Annotated in this window: 17 protein-coding genes; 9 read left to right on the top strand and 8 right to left on the bottom strand. The window is 63.7% G+C overall.

Annotated elements, in window-relative coordinates:
- Positions 1-59: 59 nt before the first annotated feature.
- The 6 genes from kdpA to JMY24_RS23595 form a co-directional block, all read right to left on the bottom strand.
- A complete protein-coding gene (gene kdpA / locus JMY24_RS23570; protein ID WP_201703017.1) occupies positions 60-1,865 on the bottom strand; it encodes a potassium-transporting ATPase subunit KdpA in 1,806 nt (601 codons plus the stop codon).
- On the bottom strand, positions 1,862-1,954 hold the full coding sequence (kdpF, locus tag JMY24_RS23575; protein WP_020069547.1) for a K(+)-transporting ATPase subunit F: 93 nt from the start codon (positions 1,952-1,954) through the stop codon (positions 1,862-1,864). Before kdpF ends, kdpA begins: the two co-directional genes overlap by 4 nt.
- Complete coding sequence (locus JMY24_RS23580; RefSeq protein ID WP_128590652.1) at positions 1,951-2,064, bottom strand: potassium ABC transporter ATPase; 114 nt, start codon at positions 2,062-2,064, stop codon at positions 1,951-1,953. Before JMY24_RS23580 ends, kdpF begins: the two co-directional genes overlap by 4 nt.
- Positions 2,065-2,276: 212 nt before the next feature.
- Positions 2,277-3,251 carry a quinone oxidoreductase family protein gene (locus JMY24_RS23585; RefSeq protein ID WP_128594701.1) on the bottom strand — a complete coding sequence of 325 codons (975 nt, stop codon included), beginning with the start codon at positions 3,249-3,251 and terminating at the stop codon, positions 2,277-2,279.
- Between the two features lie 89 nt (positions 3,252-3,340).
- On the bottom strand, positions 3,341-3,730 hold the full coding sequence (locus tag JMY24_RS23590; protein ID WP_128590649.1) for a methylglyoxal synthase: 390 nt from the start codon (positions 3,728-3,730) through the stop codon (positions 3,341-3,343).
- A 96-nt stretch (positions 3,731-3,826) separates the two neighbouring features.
- Positions 3,827-4,606 carry an SDR family oxidoreductase gene (locus tag JMY24_RS23595; protein WP_128590647.1) on the bottom strand — a complete coding sequence of 260 codons (780 nt, stop codon included), beginning with the start codon at positions 4,604-4,606 and terminating at the stop codon, positions 3,827-3,829.
- Between the two features lie 248 nt (positions 4,607-4,854).
- Here JMY24_RS23595 and upp point away from each other — a divergent pair, with 248 nt between their 5' ends.
- The 9 genes from upp (at position 4,855) to rng (ending at position 13,911) form a co-directional block, all read left to right on the top strand.
- Positions 4,855-5,505, top strand: a complete 651-nt coding sequence (gene upp / locus JMY24_RS23600; RefSeq protein WP_128594700.1) for a uracil phosphoribosyltransferase — start codon at positions 4,855-4,857, stop codon at positions 5,503-5,505.
- Between the two features lie 459 nt (positions 5,506-5,964).
- The gene (locus JMY24_RS23605) at positions 5,965-6,693 is read left to right on the top strand and encodes a YebC/PmpR family DNA-binding transcriptional regulator (RefSeq protein ID WP_027776629.1); all 729 of its coding nucleotides are present in this window, start codon (positions 5,965-5,967) and stop codon (positions 6,691-6,693) included.
- Between the two features lie 350 nt (positions 6,694-7,043).
- On the top strand, positions 7,044-8,342 hold the full coding sequence (gene purD / locus JMY24_RS23610; protein ID WP_128594699.1) for a phosphoribosylamine--glycine ligase: 1,299 nt from the start codon (positions 7,044-7,046) through the stop codon (positions 8,340-8,342).
- Between the two features lie 397 nt (positions 8,343-8,739).
- Positions 8,740-9,663: an oxygen-dependent coproporphyrinogen oxidase gene (gene hemF, locus JMY24_RS23615; protein ID WP_201703018.1), complete on the top strand. Its 924-nt coding sequence runs from the start codon at positions 8,740-8,742 to the stop codon at positions 9,661-9,663.
- A gap of 61 nt (positions 9,664-9,724) precedes the next feature.
- Positions 9,725-10,441: a nicotinate-nucleotide adenylyltransferase gene (locus JMY24_RS23620; protein WP_413231266.1), complete on the top strand. Its 717-nt coding sequence runs from the start codon at positions 9,725-9,727 to the stop codon at positions 10,439-10,441.
- Between the two features lie 4 nt (positions 10,442-10,445).
- On the top strand, positions 10,446-10,901 hold the full coding sequence (gene rsfS, locus JMY24_RS23625; RefSeq protein WP_128594696.1) for a ribosome silencing factor: 456 nt from the start codon (positions 10,446-10,448) through the stop codon (positions 10,899-10,901).
- 66 nt (positions 10,902-10,967) lie between these two features.
- On the top strand, positions 10,968-11,438 hold the full coding sequence (gene rlmH / locus JMY24_RS23630) for a 23S rRNA (pseudouridine(1915)-N(3))-methyltransferase RlmH (RefSeq protein ID WP_128594695.1): 471 nt from the start codon (positions 10,968-10,970) through the stop codon (positions 11,436-11,438).
- 364 nt (positions 11,439-11,802) lie between these two features.
- Entirely contained in the window at positions 11,803-12,432 is a 630-nt protein-coding gene (locus JMY24_RS23635; RefSeq protein ID WP_128594692.1) for a Maf family protein, read from the top strand.
- A 9-nt stretch (positions 12,433-12,441) separates the two neighbouring features.
- Positions 12,442-13,911 carry a ribonuclease G gene (rng, locus tag JMY24_RS23640; RefSeq protein ID WP_020069534.1) on the top strand — a complete coding sequence of 490 codons (1,470 nt, stop codon included), beginning with the start codon at positions 12,442-12,444 and terminating at the stop codon, positions 13,909-13,911.
- Between the two features lie 434 nt (positions 13,912-14,345).
- Here rng and JMY24_RS23645 read toward each other — a convergent pair whose 3' ends face one another.
- Positions 14,346-16,073 carry a putative bifunctional diguanylate cyclase/phosphodiesterase gene (locus JMY24_RS23645; protein WP_128594691.1) on the bottom strand — a complete coding sequence of 576 codons (1,728 nt, stop codon included), beginning with the start codon at positions 16,071-16,073 and terminating at the stop codon, positions 14,346-14,348.
- A 49-nt stretch (positions 16,074-16,122) separates the two neighbouring features.
- The gene (locus JMY24_RS23650; protein WP_128594690.1) at positions 16,123-16,623 is read right to left on the bottom strand and encodes a GAF domain-containing protein; all 501 of its coding nucleotides are present in this window, start codon (positions 16,621-16,623) and stop codon (positions 16,123-16,125) included.
- Between the last annotated feature and the right edge of the window lie 87 nt (positions 16,624-16,710).

Consider the following 16,710-nt stretch of genomic DNA (forward strand, 5'->3'; position numbering starts at 1 on the left):
TTTTTTGCCGACGCGTACGGATACGCGACTCGACATGTCCTTGCACATCGGCGCTGGCATCAGTGGGCGCCCATCAACATCAGATGTTCGACGCCGGGACCCAGCGCGAGCGCCGGCACGTAAGTGAGCGCGCCGACCAGCAGCACCGTGCCGAGTAGCAGAACGACGAAAAGCGGCCCGTGCGTCGGCAGCGTGCCGCCGGTCACGCCGATACGTTTTTTCGCGGCGAGCGAGCCCGCAATCGCGAGCACGGGAACGATGGTGCCGAAGCGGCCGAACCACATCGCGATTGCAGTGAGCCAGTTATAGAACGGCGTGCCCACGGTCAGGCCCGCGAACGCGCTGCCGTTGTTGTTCGCGGCCGAACTGAACGCGTAGAGAATCTCGGAGAAGCCGTGTGGGCCCGGATTGGCGATGCCCGCCTTGCCCGCGTCGCTCAGCACCGCGATCGACGTGCCGACCAGCACGAGCAACGGCGTAAGCAGCACGACGATGGACACCATCTTCATCTCGTATGCTTCGATCTTCTTACCGACATATTCCGGCGTGCGGCCGATCATCAGACCCGCCACGAACACGGCGAGCAGCGCGAACACGAGCATGCCGTACAGGCCCGAACCGACACCGCCGAAGATCACTTCGCCAAGCTGCATCAACAGCAGCGGATAGAGGCCGCCGATAGGCGTGAGCGAATCATGCGTGTTGGCGACGGCGCCGCATGAAGCCGCCGTCGTCGCGACCGTGAAGATGCCGGATTGCGCGATGCCGAAGCGCGTTTCCTTGCCTTCCGCGTTGCCGCCCGACTGCATCGCGCTCGCCGACTGATCGACGTGCAACGCGGTGAAGGCCGGATTGCCGCCCTGCTCCGCTCCGATCTCGCCGAATACGCATACGCCGAACGCAATCGTCATCGCCGCGAGCACGGCCACGCCTTGCTTGCGGTCCGCGATCATGCGGCCGAACACGAGCGCGAGCGCGGCGGGGATGATCAGGATCGCGAAGATCTGCAGGAAGTTGGAGAACGGCGTCGGGTTCTCGTACGGATGCGCGGAGTTACCGTTGAAGAAACCGCCGCCGTTGGTGCCGACCATCTTGATCGCTTCCTGCGATGCAACCGGGCCCATCGCGATGGTCTGCTTTTTTAGCGGCGTATCGACAGTCACCGCGTTACCCTTCGCGTCCTTCACCGGATTGCCTTGCGCGTCGATCTTCGGTGCGGCGTAGGTCGTGGTCTGCAACGTCGGCACGTCCTCATACGCCTTGAAATTCTGGATCACGCCCTGGCTCATCAGCAGCGTCGCGATGATGACCGACATCGGCAGCAACACGTACAGCGTCACGCGTGTGAGATCGACCCAGAAATTGCCGATGGTTTGCGCCGTATGGCGCGCGAAGCCGCGAATCAGCGCGATCACGACGACGATGCCTGTAGCCGCGGAGAAGAAGTTCTGCACCGTGAGGCCGAGCATCTGCGTGAGATAGCCCACCGTTTGTTCAGGCGTGTAGTCCTGCCAGTTCGTGTTGGTCACGAAGCTGATCGCGGTATTGAACGCACCGTCGACGGTCATGGCGCCGAACTGCTGCGGATTGCCGGGCAACCAGCCCTGCACGCGCAACAGCAGATAAAGAAACACGACGCCCAGCGCATTGAACGCAATCGTCGCGATCGCGTAATGCTTCCAGCTCATTTCCGCCGAAGGATCGACGCCTGCGACGCGATACAACAGCCGCTCGATTGGCCCGCCGATGCGCAGCACGCGCGAACTGCCGTCCATCACGCCATGCAGATAGCGCGACACCGGCACCGCGGCGGCCAGCAACACGACGAGAAAGAGCGCCGCCTGCAAGACATTATTCGTGTTCATTCGATGTCCTCCGCGCGCAACAGCGCATAGACGAGGTACGCGAACAGCAGCGCGGTCGCCGCGCCGGAGAGCCACAGCATCCAGTTCATGAGCGTGCTCCCTGGCCGCGACGGGACGGCATCAGCTTCTCGCAGCCGGCAATCAGTGCGAAGGTCAGCGCGGTAAAAAGCGCGACGGCTACGACGTACAGCACATCCATTTTGATTCTCCATTGACGGAACTCGGATAGCCACAACGGTATGCGCAAGCGCGTAAAGGGCTGATCAAAGCTGGCGTTCCCGATATAAAAATCGCGTAAACGCACAAGGCCGTTGCATCGCGAGATGCAACGGCCCTGGTGGTGGTGAAAGGTTCGACCTGTTCGCTGCTCAGGTCCGGACTGTCAAGACAACGCGTGAACGCGCATGGGGACTACGGCAAGAGAATAGTCGACCCCGTGGTCTTGCGCGCTTCGAGATCGGCATGCGCCTGACCAACATCGGCGAGCGCGTAGCGCTGATTGATGCTCGTCTTGACCTTGCCGGAGACGAGCACATCGAATAGTTCGGCCGACATCGCCTCGTAGTCGCTGCGTTTGCCGATATAGGTGAACAGCGTGGGACGCGTGAAGAACAGCGAGCCGCGGCCGGCGAATTCGGACGAGTCGATCGGCGGCAGCGGTCCCGATGCATTGCCGAAGCTCACGAACATGCCGAGCGGCGCGAGGCAATCGAGCGAGCCCGTAAACGTATCTTTACCGATGGAGTCGTACACCACCGGCACGCCCGCGCCATTGGTGATTTCGCGCACGCGTTTCGTGAAGTTCTCACGCGTATAGACGATGGCGTGATCGCAGCCGTGGGCCTTCGCGATCTCCGCTTTCTCGTCCGAGCCGACGGTGCCGATCACCGTCGCGCCAAGTGCCTTCGCCCACTGGCACACCAGCAAACCCACCCCGCCCGCCGCCGCCTGAATCAGAATGGTGTCGCCGGCCTTCACACGATACGTGCGGCGCAGCAGGTACTGCGCGGTGAGGCCCTGCAGCATCGCCGACGCGGCTTGTTCATCGCTCACTGCGTCCGGCAGCCTGATGACCTGTGCGGCCGGCAGCACGCGCTCCTGCGCATACGCGCCAGGCGGCCTCGCCACGTAGGCGACGCGATCGCCCGCTTTCAGATCGTTCACGCCGGCGCCGACCGCGATCACCTCGCCGGCCGCTTCCATGCCGAGGCCGCCCGGCAGCGGCAGCGGATACAAACCGGTACGGAAGTACACGTCGATATAGTTGAGCCCGACCGCCGTCTGACGGATGCGGATTTCGCCGGTGCCGGGGTCGCCCACCTCGACGTCGACCCATTTCATCACTTCAGGGCCGCCGGTTTTATCGAATCGGATTGCTTTGACCATTCATGTCTCCTTGATTTGGAATGCGGGCTGATTGTCTAGCCGATGAGTCTGGCCGATGCGCCTGGCCGATGAGTCTGGCGGATGCAGCGTCAAACCTGCTGCGTGAGACGCAGCGTGAGCACGTCGAGAATCATGCGCGCCGTCGAGATGTTGGTCGCGCACGGAATGTTGTGTACGTCGCATGCGCGCACGAGCGCGTTGATGTCCGGTTCATGCGGTTGCGGCGTCATCGGATCGCGCAGGAAGATCACCATGTCCACACGCCCTTCCGCCAGTTGCGCGCCGATCTGCAGGTCGCCGCCATGCGGGCCGGACAGCATGCGCTCGACTGTCAGCCCGTGCGCTTCGCCAATGCGCCCGCCGGTCGTGCCGGTCGCGACGATATCGCAGCGCCTGAGCGTGTCGACGTATTCGCCGGCCAGTTTGACGATGTCGTCTTTCTTGTGATCGTGCGCGATCAGCGCAATGCGAGTGGTCATGACGTAAGACTCCTGGAACCGTTGTGATTGTCGTTGTTGTGATGTTGCTCGAAGTGCTGTCCGTACGCACGGCGCGTACGTCGCGAACGTATGCGTCTAGAACGTGCCGGGATAGGCGCCGCCGTCGATCAGCCAGTTCTGTCCGGTGATGTAACCCGCGTGGATGCTGCACAGAAAGGCACAGGCACGGCCGAATTCGTCGGGATTCCCAAAGCGTCCGGCGGGAATCGTCTTCATGCGCTGCGCGCGGGCTTCCTCGATGGAAATGTTGTTCGATTTCGCTGCGGCCTGCATGGTGACGGCGATCCGGTCGGTGTCGAACATTCCCGGCAGCAGGTTATTGATCGTGACGCCGGTCGGCGCCACCTTGCGGGCAAGACCCGCGACGAAGCCGGTCAGGCCCGAACGCGCGCCATTCGACAGTCCCAGTACGTCGATTGGCGCTTTCACCGCCGAACTCGTGATGTTGACGATGCGCCCGTAGCCGCGCGCGCTCATCGAGTCGATGGTCGCCCGGATCAGCTCGATCGGCGTGAGCATGTTGCTTTCCAGCGCGCGGATCCAGTCGTCGTGCGTGAAATCGCGGAAGTCGCCCGGCGGCGGGCCGCCCGCGTTATTCACCAGAATGTCCGGCTGCGGACAGGCTGCCAGCGCCGCGGCCCGGCCTTCGGGCGTGGTGATGTCGCATGCGACCGTCTTCACCTCGACGCCGGTTTGACGGCGAATTTCGTCGGCTGTCGCCTCGAGCGTCGCGGCGGTGCGAGCGACGATCGTCAGGTTGACGCCCTCGGCCGCGAGCGCTTCGGCACAGCCGCGCCCCAAACCCTTGCTCGCCGCGCAAACCAGCGCTGTGCGTCCTGCAATTCCCATGTCCATGTGTGCGTTCTCCTCGCTGGCGTCTTGCTGAATGGTTGCAAAGTTTCCCCCGATTCTAGAAGAATCGGTGCCGGACTGCGCCGGGCTGCTGCAATCTCCGGTATCTTCCGGTGCCACTCTTTCGGTAAACTTGCGCCGTGGCGCGTGCGCCGGCCGTCGCAAGTTGATTGCGCTCGCCGTGCAAAGCGCCGAACCGATCCCCGAATCGGCCCCGAATCGACCTTTTTGCCGCCGCTCGTGCCCCGCCCATGACTCAGGACAGCCGTTTCCCCAATCTTTTCATCCTCGATCACCCGCTGATCCAGCACAAGCTGTCGCACATGCGCGACCGGGACACCTCGACGCGCACGTTCCGCGAACTGCTGCGCGAGATCACGCTGCTGATGGGCTACGAAATCACCCGCAACCTGCCGATGACCACGCGCCGTCTCAGCACACCGCTCGTCGAGATCGACGCGCCGGTGATCGCGGGCAAGAAGCTCGCAATCGTGCCGGTGCTGCGGGCGGGCATCGGCATGTCGGACGGCCTGCTGGAACTGGTGCCGTCCGCGCGCGTGGGTCACATCGGCGTGTATCGCGCCGAAGATCACCGGCCGGTCGAATATCTGGTGCGCCTGCCCGATCTCGAAGACCGCGTGTTCATTCTGTGCGATCCGATGGTCGCGACCGGCTATTCGGCCGTGCATGCAGTCGACGTGCTCAAGCGCCGCAACGTGGTGGGTGAAAACATCCTGTTCCTCGCGCTGGTCGCCGCGCCCGAAGGCGTGCAGGTGTTCCAGGACGCCCATCCGGACGTGAAGCTTTTCGTTGCATCGCTCGATTCGCATCTGAACGAGCACGCGTACATCGTGCCGGGCTTGGGCGATGCGGGCGACCGGTTGTTCGGGACGAAGAACTGAGGGTTGGAAAAAAACGGGGCCGGCGGCATTGCATCACCGCCGCTGAGCGCCCCACAGGCGCACTTTCTGTGCAATTCACGTCAATGTCTGCCTCTGCCGCCCCCTCCCGGCGTGATAAAATTCGAGTCCACTTAAAGGGCAGCCCCGGGGCAGCCCCGCTTCCGGCAACTTAAGGCTCATCGCGTGTCCGGGCGGGCAATGCACGCTGACCGGGCGAGCCAGCCGTTATTCGCGGTGCGTTAGCCGCATGGCGCCTGCCGGGCGCGCCACAGCACTTCGCACCCGCCAGCCGCGCCTGCCGCGGCGCGAGGCGACGCAAGGCGCGGCGCGGCGGTTAAACGGACTGGGCACGAATTCAACATCGAGGCACGAGGCGGCAAGCACACGCACGAGCGCCCGGAATCGCAACGACAATTGCACAATGCGTGCGCCCCGCTGGCGCGCGCGACGGAGAAAGGTATGGCGGGTCATTCGAAATGGGCCAACATCAAGCATAAGAAGGCAGCGGCCGACGCCAAGCGCGGCAAGGTCTGGACGCGGCTCATCAAGGAAATTCAGGTCGCGGCGCGCATGGGCGGCGGCGACATCGACTCGAATCCGCGTCTGCGGCTCGCCGTCGAAAAGGCGTACGACGCCAACATGCCGAAAGACAACGTCAACCGCGCGATCCAGCGCGGCGTGGGCGGCGTCGACGGCGCGAACTACGAGGAAATCCGCTACGAAGGCTACGGCATCGGCGGTGCGGCGGTGATCGTCGACACCATGACCGACAACCGTACCCGCACAGTGGCGGAAGTGCGTCACGCGTTCTCGAAGAACGGCGGCAACATGGGCACGGACGGCTCGGTGTCGTTCATGTTCGATCACGTCGGCCAGTTCCTGTTCGCGCCGGGCACGCCCGAAGACAAGCTGATGGAAGCCGCGCTCGAAGCCGGTGCTGACGACGTCGTCACGAACGAGGACGGCAGCATTGAAGTACTGTGCCCGCCGAACGATTTCCCGAAGGTGAAGACCGCGCTCGAAGCCGCGGGCTTCAAGGCCGAAGTGGCCGAGGTGACGATGAAACCTCAGACGGAAGTCGAGTTCACGGGCGACGACGCGGTGAAAATGCAGAAGCTGCTCGACGCGCTGGAAAATCTGGACGACGTGCAGGAAGTCTATACAAACGCCGCGATCGCCGACGAGTGAGCTTGCTCACGCAGCATGCGGGTCGGGTCCGCCTTGGGCGAACCCGAATCCGCGCGGTGCTGCCGGCGGCCCCTCGCGTTGCTGCTCGATTGCTGCTCGATTGCTGCTTGATCGCCGCTGTTATTGCCGCCGCTATTGCCGCTTTATGCAGGTCGTTGCGCTGAACGGGCGTTTTGGACATAGGTGCAGGGTCGTGCGCCCGCCATGCCATCGCCACTCGGGTTCGTCCCGGATTTGCTGCGCCGGCTTCATCGCCGGCGCTGGCTGACCCGGCGCGAATCTCGCTATTTATTGCACGGCTGCGCTTGCTGCTTCAGCCGTTTATGGTTTTTAAAGTCTCGGGGATTCACATGAAGTTACTCGTCGTCGGTTCCGGCGGTCGCGAACATGCGCTCGCATGGAAGCTCGCGCAATCGCCGCGGGTCCAGCTCGTCTACGTGGCGCCTGGCAACGGCGGCACCGCGCAGGACGAGCGTCTGCGCAACGTCGACATTACCGAGCCGGCCGCGCTCGCCGATTTCGTCGAGCAGGAACAGATCGCCTTCACGCTGGTCGGGCCGGAAGCGCCGCTCGCGGCAGGCATTGTCAATTTGTTCCGCTCGCGCGGTCTGAAGATTTTCGGGCCGACGAAGGAAGCAGCGCAGCTCGAAAGCTCGAAAGACTTCGCGAAGGCGTTCATGAAGCGCCACGCGATCCCCACGGCCGAATACGAAACCTTCGCCGACGTCGCCGCCGCGCACGCGTATCTCGACGCAAAGGGCGCACCGATCGTCATCAAGGCTGACGGCCTCGCCGCCGGCAAGGGTGTGGTCGTCGCGCAGACGCTGGAAGAAGCGCACGCCGCGGTCGACATGATGCTCTCCGACAACAAGCTCGGCGACGCCGGCGCGCGTGTTGTGATCGAGGAGTTCCTCGCGGGCGAAGAGGCAAGCTTCATCGTGATGGTAGACGGCAAGCATGTGCTGCCGCTCGCGTCGAGCCAGGATCACAAGCGTCTGCTCGACGGCGATCAGGGCCCGAATACCGGCGGCATGGGCGCATACTCGCCCGCGCCGATCGTCACGCCGCAACTGCATGCGCGCGTGATGCGCGAAATCATTCTGCCGACCGTGCGCGGCATGGAAAAGGAAGGCATCCGTTACACCGGCTTTCTGTACGCCGGCCTGATGATCGACGCGCAAGGCAATCCCAAAACGCTCGAGTTCAACTGCCGCATGGGCGACCCCGAAACGCAGCCGATCATGGCTCGTCTGAAGGGCGACTATTCGAAGGTGGTCGAGCAGGCAATCGCCGGCACGCTGGACACGGTCGAACTGGAGTGGGACCGCCGCACCGCGCTCGGCGTGGTGCTCGCCGCGCACAACTATCCGGACACGCCGCGCAAGGGCGACCGCATCAACGACATTCCTGCGGAAACGGCGGACTCGGTCACTTTCCATGCGGGCACCACGCTAACGGACGGCAAGCTGCTCACGTCGGGCGGCCGCGTGCTGTGCGTGGTCGGTCTGGCCGATTCCGTGCGCAGCGCGCAGTCGGTCGCGTATGAAACGATCAACCAGATCTCGTTCGACGGCATGCAGTATCGGCGCGACATCGGCTATCGCGCGCTGAACCGCAAGCACGACGCCAGGACGGAAGGCAAGCACTGACGCGCGTGGCGCGCTCGCCCGTGTGGTGCGCCAGCGGCGCTACACTGCGGGTTTGCGGCGGCGCTTGTTCGTCCGCGCCCGCATTGGCGTAACGGCAGAGGCAGCGCGAAGCCCCGGCTGAGAACTGCGTCCGTCGGTGCACCGCGAATCCGGTACCGCCGAGCCTCGGTGCGAATGAGGCGAAGGGGCGAATCAGGCGAAGGGGCGAATGCGGCAAGTCGGGCAAATGGCGGGAACGGTGCCCACGGCTTAAACGCCCGAGCAACGGGCAACCCTGCCGCGCGCGCAGCACCCTGCACCCGAACGGCCGCGCCTTCGCGGCGGCATCTCCGAAATACAGCGCGGCGCTTCACGAGCAACCCGCGGCACCGACGTGCCGCCTTCAGCACCTGCATTGATGACCGATCCGAGCTACGACGCACAAGCCGTGCGCATTTGGCTGCAAAGCCTGCAAACACAAATCGCGGACACGCTGGGCGCGTTCGACGGCAAGCCCTTCGCCACCGACGCATGGCAGCGCACGCCCGGCGAAAAGCTGCGTGGCGGCGGCTTCACGCGCATTCTCGAAGGCGGCAACTTCTTCGAGCGTGCCGGCATTGGCTTTTCCGACGTCGCGGGCGACGCGTTGCCGGGCTCCGCGAGCGCGGCGCGCCCACAACTGGCCGGGCGCGGCTTCGAGGCGATGGGTGTGTCTCTCGTGCTGCACCCGCACAATCCGCACTGCCCGACCGTGCATATGAACGTGCGCCTGCTCGTCGCGACCAAGCCTGGCGAAGAGCCGGTGTTCTGGTTCGGCGGCGGCATGGATCTGACGCCGTACTACGGCTACGAAGAAGACGCGCGGCATTTTCACCGCGTGTGCCGCGATGCGCTGGAGCCTTATGGCGCGGACCTGTACCCGAGTTTCAAGCGTTGGTGCGACGACTATTTCTTCCTGAAGCATAGGAACGAGCCGCGCGGCATCGGCGGGATTTTTTTCGACGATTACTCGGCGCCGGGCTTCGATCAATCGTTCGCAATGCTCAGAAGCGTGGGCGAAGGGTTCCTCAAGGCGTACCTGCCGATCATCGAAAAGCGCCGCAACATTCCGTACGGCGAGGCCGAGCGCGATTTCCAGGCTTACCGGCGCGGACGCTACGTCGAGTTCAATCTGGTCTTCGACCGTGGCACACTGTTTGGACTGCAGAGCGGCGGACGCACCGAATCGATTCTGATGTCGATGCCGCCTGTGGTGAACTGGCGCTACAACTGGCATCCGGAACCCGGCACGCCGGAAGCGCGCCTTTACACCGATTTTCTCGTGCCGCGCGACTGGCTGTGAGCGCTCTGGAACCCCGGAGAGGCGCACTGCCCCGCACCTGGCTACGACAAAGGATTTTCACCTGAAGCCGAACGCTCATCCCGTTGCACTGCCTCGCCGGATCGGTTTGCTCGGCGGCACTTTCGATCCGATCCACGACGGCCACCTCGCGCTCGCGCGGCGTTTCGCCGACGTGCTGCAACTGACCGAGCTCGTGCTGTTGCCGGCCGGCCAGCCCTGGCAGAAAGCGGACGTGTCGCCGGCCGTGCATCGCCTCGCCATGACACGCGCGGCGGCCGGTCAACTCGTGCTGCCGGGAGCGACGGTGCGAGTCGCAACCGACGAAATCGAGCACGAAGGCCCGACCTACACTGTCAACACGCTGCAACGCTGGCGCGAACGGGAAGGCGACGAGGCATCCATTGCATTGCTGATCGGCGCAGATCAACTAGTGCATCTCGATACATGGCGCGACTGGCGGCGCCTGTTCGACTTCGCGCACATCTGCGCGGCCACGCGGCCCGGTTTCGATCTCGCGTCGATTCCGCCCGCGGTCGCGAAAGAAATCGACGCGCGCCGCGCCAGCGCCGACGTTCTGCAAGCCACGCCTTGCGGCCACTTGCTGATCGATACCACGCTTGCGTTCAACGTCTCGGCCACCGACATTCGCGCGCATCTGCGTGAACAGGTGAGCCAGCGGCTTGCCCATGTGGGCGGCGAACAGCAGGGTGAGGCCGCAAGCCACGTCCCCACTGCGGTGTGGGACTACATTCTTCAACATCATTTGTACCACCGGTAAATCCATGGATATTCGCAAACTGCAACGCGTGATAGTCGACGCTCTCGAAGACGTCAAAGCGCAAGACATCAAGGTGTTCAACACCAGCCACCTGACCGCGCTGTTCGATCGTGTGATCGTCGCGAGCGGCACCTCCAACCGGCAAACCAAGGCACTCGCCTCGAGCGTGCGCGAGAACGTCAAGGAAGCCGGCGGCGACATCGTCAGCACCGAGGGCGAGGACATCGGCGAATGGGTGCTGGTCGATTGCGGCGACGCGATCGTCCACATCCTGCAACCGGCGCTGCGCCAGTACTACAACCTCGAGGAAATCTGGGGCGACAAGCCGGTCCGCATCAAGCTCTCTACGCCTGATCCGTTCGGCGGCGCGCGTTCGAGCGAGCCCGACGAGGACGAAGAAGACGAAGAGGCGCCGGCTGTGAAGAAGCCCGCGCGCAAGACGGCCGCGCGCCGGAAGTGAGCGGGCTTTGACCGCTCGCTTGAACCGCCTCCAGATGGAACTGCGCGAGCGGCGCTCCCAGGCATCATGAAACTGCACATCCTCGCCGTCGGCCACAAGATGCCCGACTGGATCGCTGTCGGCTTCGACGAATACGCGAAGCGCATGCCGCCTGAGCTGCGTATCGAACTGCGCGAAATCAAGCCCGAGCAGCGTTCGTCGGGCCGTCCGGCGGAGAGCGTAATGGCCGCCGAGCGAGTGAAGATCGAAGCCGCGTTGCCCAAAAACGCGCGCATCGTCGCGCTCGATGAACGCGGCAAAGACTGGACCACCATGCAACTTGCCGGCGCCCTGCCCGGCTGGCAGCAGGACGGACGCGACGTCGCGTTTCTGATCGGCGGTGCCGACGGGCTCGATCCCGAACTGAAGACGCGTGCCGACATGATGCTGCGCGTCTCGAGCCTCACGTTGCCGCACGCGATGGTACGTGTGCTGCTCGCCGAACAGCTTTACCGCGCGTGGACCATCACGCAGAATCATCCGTATCATCGCGCGTGAGTTAGATTGATCGAGACGCCAGGCGTTTCGAGTCCCGTTGTTCCTGACGCGGGACGTTGTGGAAGTAATCGCCGGCAATTGCCATAGTTCTTCATTACGCTGTTGACGCGCGCCCGTGGCCTGGCGCCCCTAGCCGGGCGCTCTTGGCCCGGCGCTCCTGGTCGGGCGTCCCCATGCTGGCCGCGCGCGTCGCGTTTGTCATAGCGCGGCGCGTCAGGGCGCGGTGCGGGCTGCGGCTCGGCGTGCGCGCGCGCGCGCGCGCGTCGGCAGGATAGATCGCCGGCATGCACCCGCAAAGCTCGTTCGGCGCAAAATCGACACCCTCATCGCGCGCTCACATAATCCGTTTGTTCGAGACATTTTCATGCCAACGTCCGCCGCTTCGCTGCATCCATTCGTGTATCTCGCGTCGCAAAGTCCGCGCCGTCAGGAGTTGCTGCAACAGATCGGCGTGCGCTTCGAACTGCTGCTGCCGCGCCCCGATGAAGACGCCGAAGCGCTCGAAGCCGAATTGCCCGGCGAGCGCGCCCACGACTATGTGCAACGTGTCTGCGTGGCGAAAGCGCGGGCCGCGCGCGCCCGGCTCGTGGCCGGCAACCACGTCGCGCGACCTATTCTGGTTGCGGATACAACCGTCACCGTCGACGATGCGATTCTCGGCAAGCCGCTTGACGCCGACGATGCCCAAGCCATGCTCGCGCGCCTGTCTGGCCGCGATCACGAAGTGCTGACCGCCGTGGCGGTAGTCGATGCTTACGGCGAGTTACTGCCCGCCGCGCTCTCCACATCGAAAGTGCGCTTTGCTGCGTTGCATCGAGACACGATTCACCGCTATGTAGCGAGCGGCGAGCCGCTCGGCAAGGCGGGAGCGTACGGCGTGCAGGGGCGCGCCGCGGAGTTTATCGAGCATATCGACGGGTCCTATTCAGGTATCATGGGTTTGCCGCTTTTTGAAACCGCTGCCCTCCTGCGTGCAGCGCGCATCGACTTCTAGAACAACACCATGAATGAAGAAATCCTGATCAATGTCACGCCGCAGGAAACGCGCGTCGCGCTCGTCCAGCAAGGCGCCGTCCAGGAACTTCACGTCGAACGAACGCTGTCGCGGGGCCGCGTCGGCAACGTCTATCTCGGCAAAGTCGTGCGCGTGTTGCCGGGCATGCAATCCGCGTTTATCGACATCGGTCTGGAGCGCGCCGCATTTTTGCACGTAGCCGATATCTGGCACCCGCGCATTGCCGGCGAGCCGCAACATCAGACGCCGCATCAGCCGATTGAAAAGATCGTGTTCGAAGGTCAGACGCTGATGGTCCAGGTGGTGAAGGATCCGATCGGGACCAAGGGCGCACGGCTTTCCACGCAAGTGAGCATTGCCGGGCGCACGCTCGTGTATCTGCCGCAAGAGCCGCATATCGGCATCTCGCAGAAGATCGAAAGCGAAGCCGAGCGCGAAGCCGTGCGCGCACGTTTGACCGCCGTGTTGCCCGCCGACGAGAAAGGCGGCTACATCGTGCGCACCATCGCCGAAGATGCGACGAGCGAAGAACTGGCCGCCGACGTCGCATATCTGCGCAAGACATGGGCGACGATTCTGTCGCAAGGCCAGCGCATGCCGCCCACGAGCCTGCTCTATCAGGATCTGAATCTCGCGCAACGCGTGCTACGCGATTTCGTCAACGATGAAACGTCGCGCATTCAGGTCGACTCGCGCGAGACGTATCAGATGCTGGCCGATTTCGCGGCGGAGTTCACGCCGGCGGTGTCCGCGAAGCTGCATCACTACACGGGCGAGCGGCCGCTTTTCGATCTGTACAACATCGAGGCGGAAATCCAGCGCGCGTTGTCGCGCCGCGTGGATCTGAAGTCGGGCGGCTATCTGGTGATCGACCAGACCGAAGCAATGACCACCATCGACGTGAATACGGGCGGCTACGTCGGCGCGCGCAATTTCGACGACACCATCTTCAAGACGAACCTGGAAGCGGCGCATACCATTGCGCGGCAATTGCGGTTGCGCAATCTGGGCGGCGTGATCATCATCGATTTCATCGATATGGAAAACGTCGAGCATCGCGATCAGGTGCTGGGCGAATTGAAGAAGGCGTTGTCGCGCGACCGCACACGCGTGACCGTGAATGGTTTCTCGCAACTAGGGCTGGTTGAGATGACACGCAAGCGCACGCGCGAATCGCTCGCGCACGTGCTGTGCGAGCCGTGCCCGGTTTGCCAGGGCAAAGGCCAGGTGAAAACGCCGCGTACCGTTTGCTACGACGTGCTGCGCGAGATTCTGCGCGAGTCGCGACAGTTCAATCCGCGCGAGTTCCGCGTGGTCGCGTCGCAACAGGTGATCGATCTGTTTCTCGAAGAAGAGTCCCAGCATCTGGCAATGTTGATTGATTTTATCGGCAAGCCGGTGTCGTTGCAGGTGGAGTCGAATTTGAGTCAGGAGCAGTACGATATAGTCTTGATGTAGTGGCTGACTGCTGTGTGGCGGGCGCCCTCGTCGATCTGCTCGCCGTGCGGCGTGTATCTCGGCACGGTGCCAACCGACGAGGCCGGTCTTAAGCGAGCGGTCCTCTATTGCTGCGATGCGCCCGCCAACGCTACTGCGTACCTGCTCAGCGCCGCTGGCCGCATGCAACTTCTATCCGCGCCGGCGAGCCTTGGCTATGCAAGCGGCCTCGCGGGAAACCAATCTGCAGATTTTCGCGACCTTGAGCCGATCTCGCATCGGTTATTGGAATCGCCGCGGCGGAGTGCGGTACTCAATCAGTAACTGGTGCTGCGAGAGGTACTCGAATTGATGGCCCGCACTGACGATCGGCTGGCCGCCATTCACGGCGCCCATGACCGGAGTTGAAGACACGCGGCGCCGGTCCGGACGGATCAGCAAACACTGCCGCCACCCTAATCGTGGACGGCACGCATTCCATCAGCGCCACGCGCGCCCGACGGACTCAACAAACTCCCCAACCCCGACGCCGTCACCGGCCGCGAAAACCAGAACCCTTGCGCCTCGTCGCAACCAAGCGCCTGCAACTGCGCCGCCTGCTCGGGTGTTTCCACGCCCTCCGCCGTGACGCGCAGCCCGAGCGCGTGCGCCATCGCCACGATCGCGCCGACGAGCGCGTGGCATTGCGGATCCGTGCCCATTCGCGTGACGAAAGACCGGTCGATCTTCAGGCGATTCAACGGAAACCGCGTCAAATACGCGAGACTCGAATAGCCTGTTCCGAAGTCGTCGACGGCAATCTCCACGCCGAGTTCGCGCAGCGCGTGGAGCGTTTGCAGCGTCTGCTCAGTGTCGCCCAGCAACACACCTTCGGTGATCTCCACTTCCAGATAGGACGGAGCGAGCGCGGCACTGTCGAGCGCCCCGCGAATGGTCTCGAAGAGGTCGTGCCGCTGGAACTGCTGCGGCGACACATTGACCGCGACGCGCGGCAGGTTGCCGGTGAGGCGAAGGAGTTTGCCCGCGTCGCGACACGCCGTGCGGATCACCCATTCGCCGATCTGCTCGATCAACCCTGACTCTTCGGCGACCGGCACGAATTCGGCCGGACTGATCATGCCGCGCTGCGGATGATTCCAGCGCAGCAGCGCTTCGACTTGCGCAATGCGGCCAGTGGCAAGCGTCACCTGCGGCTGGTAGACGAGATGCAATTGCTGGCGTTCCAACGCTTCACGCAACATGGTCTCGATCTGGAAGCGGCGCGCGGCCTGCCCTTCGAGCGCGGTCGAAAATCGCCGGACCGCGTTGCCGTTGACCGCCGCTGCCGCCGAGAGCGCGACGCCAGCGCGGCGCATCAACGTCGGCGCATCGCCGCCGTCGTCCGGATACGCGACGATGCCGATGCTCGCCGCGATGTTCAGCGCCGTTCCGCCATAGTCGATCGGCTCGGCAATGCGGCTAAGCGCCTCGGCAGCGAACGAATCGGCAGCGGGGCCGGTCTCGTTGATCAGCAATGCGAACTGCGTGCCGCCGATCGAGGCGATCGTGCCGTCGTTCGGAAAGAGGCCGCGCAACCGCTCACCGACGATCTGCAATACGAGCTCGGCCGCGTGCAGACCGAGCGCGTCGCGGAGTTTGCGCAAGTGATCGAGCTCGGCGATTAACACGGTAAAGCCGCTCGTGTGGCGTTCGCAGCGTGCGATCGTCAACTCGAGGCGCTCGGTGAAAAGCGTCTGATTGGGCAGACGCGTCACGCCGTCGTGATGAGAGACATACCAGAGGCGCGCGTCCGATTGAGCATAGCGCGTCATGTCGACGACTACGCCGATGTAACGCGCCTCGCTGGCATCACACGCCGCTTCACCGGAAAGCGGAGAGAGCGCGAGCACCACCCGCACCGGCGTGCCGCTGCGTCGCAGATAAGTCCACTCACTCTCGTAGCGTGCGCCTATCGCGGCCAATATCGGCAATTCGGCGCGGCGTCTCGCGAGCTCGGCCGGATCGTGCAGCGATTCGAAGCTGCGCCGGCCGACCAGTTCATTGGCGGTCATCCCCGTCAGTTTTTCGAATGCCGCGTTGACGTGCTCGAACGTGCCTTGCGCATTGCAAATGAACATGCCGAATGGGGCCGCTGCGAGAGCGGCGTCGCGCGCATGCACTGAGGGATGAGACGGGTCTTGCATCGCGCGGGCCTTGTATTTTTCTGACGATGACTGAGACCGCGTGCGGCGGTTAGGGCGCGCGCGGCAGCGCTGCTTCGACAAACACCGCACAGAGTGCTTGCATGCCCTTTGCGTCGTACTCGTCGAAGCGCGCGACAAGCGGGCTGTCCACATCCCATACGCCGATCAGCGTGCCGTCGGGTGCGACGAGCGGCACGACGATTTCCGATTGCGACGCGGAATCGCAAGCGATATGGCCGGGAAACTCGTGGACGTCACGTACGACCTGCGTCTCACGCGTTTGCGCAGCCGTGCCGCAGACGCCTTTGCCGAGCGCGACGCGCACGCACGCCGGCTTTCCCTGAAACGGGCCGACCACGAGTTCGCGGCCGTCGTAAAAGTAAAACCCGGCCCAGTTCAGATCGCTCAGCGAATGAAATACGAACGATGAGAAATTCGCGGCGTTGGCGATCCAGTCGGTTTCGTCGGCGAGGAGCGCGCGCGCCTGCGCGACGAGTTCTTCGTAATGCGTGGCCTTGGGCAGTTGCGAGGCGGAGGAAACTTCGAACATGACGGGTCCGTGATAAAAGCGGAAAGTGAGGCAACCAGGCGGCCCAGTGTAAAGCAAGCGGCGCTCCGCTTCACTGGAGTGCGGCCA

Source organism: Paraburkholderia kirstenboschensis, assembly GCF_904848585.1.
GTDB lineage: Bacteria > Pseudomonadota > Gammaproteobacteria > Burkholderiales > Burkholderiaceae > Paraburkholderia > Paraburkholderia kirstenboschensis.

Bases quoted from the DNA above. Each gene is read 5' to 3' on its own strand.
- JMY24_RS23585 (WP_128594701.1), bottom strand. From the start codon at position 3,251: ATGGTCAAAGCAATCCGATTCGATAAAACCGGCGGCCCTGAAGTGATG.
- rng (WP_020069534.1), top strand. From the start codon at position 12,442: ATGAATGAAGAAATCCTGATCAATGTCACGCCGCAGGAAACGCGCGTC.
- JMY24_RS23635 (WP_128594692.1), top strand. From the start codon at position 11,803: ATGCCAACGTCCGCCGCTTCGCTGCATCCATTCGTGTATCTCGCGTCG.
- upp (WP_128594700.1), top strand. From the start codon at position 4,855: ATGACTCAGGACAGCCGTTTCCCCAATCTTTTCATCCTCGATCACCCG.
- purD (WP_128594699.1), top strand. From the start codon at position 7,044: ATGAAGTTACTCGTCGTCGGTTCCGGCGGTCGCGAACATGCGCTCGCA.
- JMY24_RS23650 (WP_128594690.1), bottom strand. From the start codon at position 16,623: ATGTTCGAAGTTTCCTCCGCCTCGCAACTGCCCAAGGCCACGCATTAC.
- JMY24_RS23590 (WP_128590649.1), bottom strand. From the start codon at position 3,730: ATGACCACTCGCATTGCGCTGATCGCGCACGATCACAAGAAAGACGAC.
- JMY24_RS23580 (WP_128590652.1), bottom strand. From the start codon at position 2,064: ATGGATGTGCTGTACGTCGTAGCCGTCGCGCTTTTTACCGCGCTGACC.
- JMY24_RS23645 (WP_128594691.1), bottom strand. From the start codon at position 16,073: ATGCAAGACCCGTCTCATCCCTCAGTGCATGCGCGCGACGCCGCTCTC.
- JMY24_RS23595 (WP_128590647.1), bottom strand. From the start codon at position 4,606: ATGGACATGGGAATTGCAGGACGCACAGCGCTGGTTTGCGCGGCGAGC.
- kdpF (WP_020069547.1), bottom strand. From the start codon at position 1,954: ATGAACTGGATGCTGTGGCTCTCCGGCGCGGCGACCGCGCTGCTGTTC.
- JMY24_RS23605 (WP_027776629.1), top strand. From the start codon at position 5,965: ATGGCGGGTCATTCGAAATGGGCCAACATCAAGCATAAGAAGGCAGCG.
- kdpA (WP_201703017.1), bottom strand. From the start codon at position 1,865: ATGAACACGAATAATGTCTTGCAGGCGGCGCTCTTTCTCGTCGTGTTG.
- rlmH (WP_128594695.1), top strand. From the start codon at position 10,968: ATGAAACTGCACATCCTCGCCGTCGGCCACAAGATGCCCGACTGGATC.
- rsfS (WP_128594696.1), top strand. From the start codon at position 10,446: ATGGATATTCGCAAACTGCAACGCGTGATAGTCGACGCTCTCGAAGAC.
- hemF (WP_201703018.1), top strand. From the start codon at position 8,740: ATGACCGATCCGAGCTACGACGCACAAGCCGTGCGCATTTGGCTGCAA.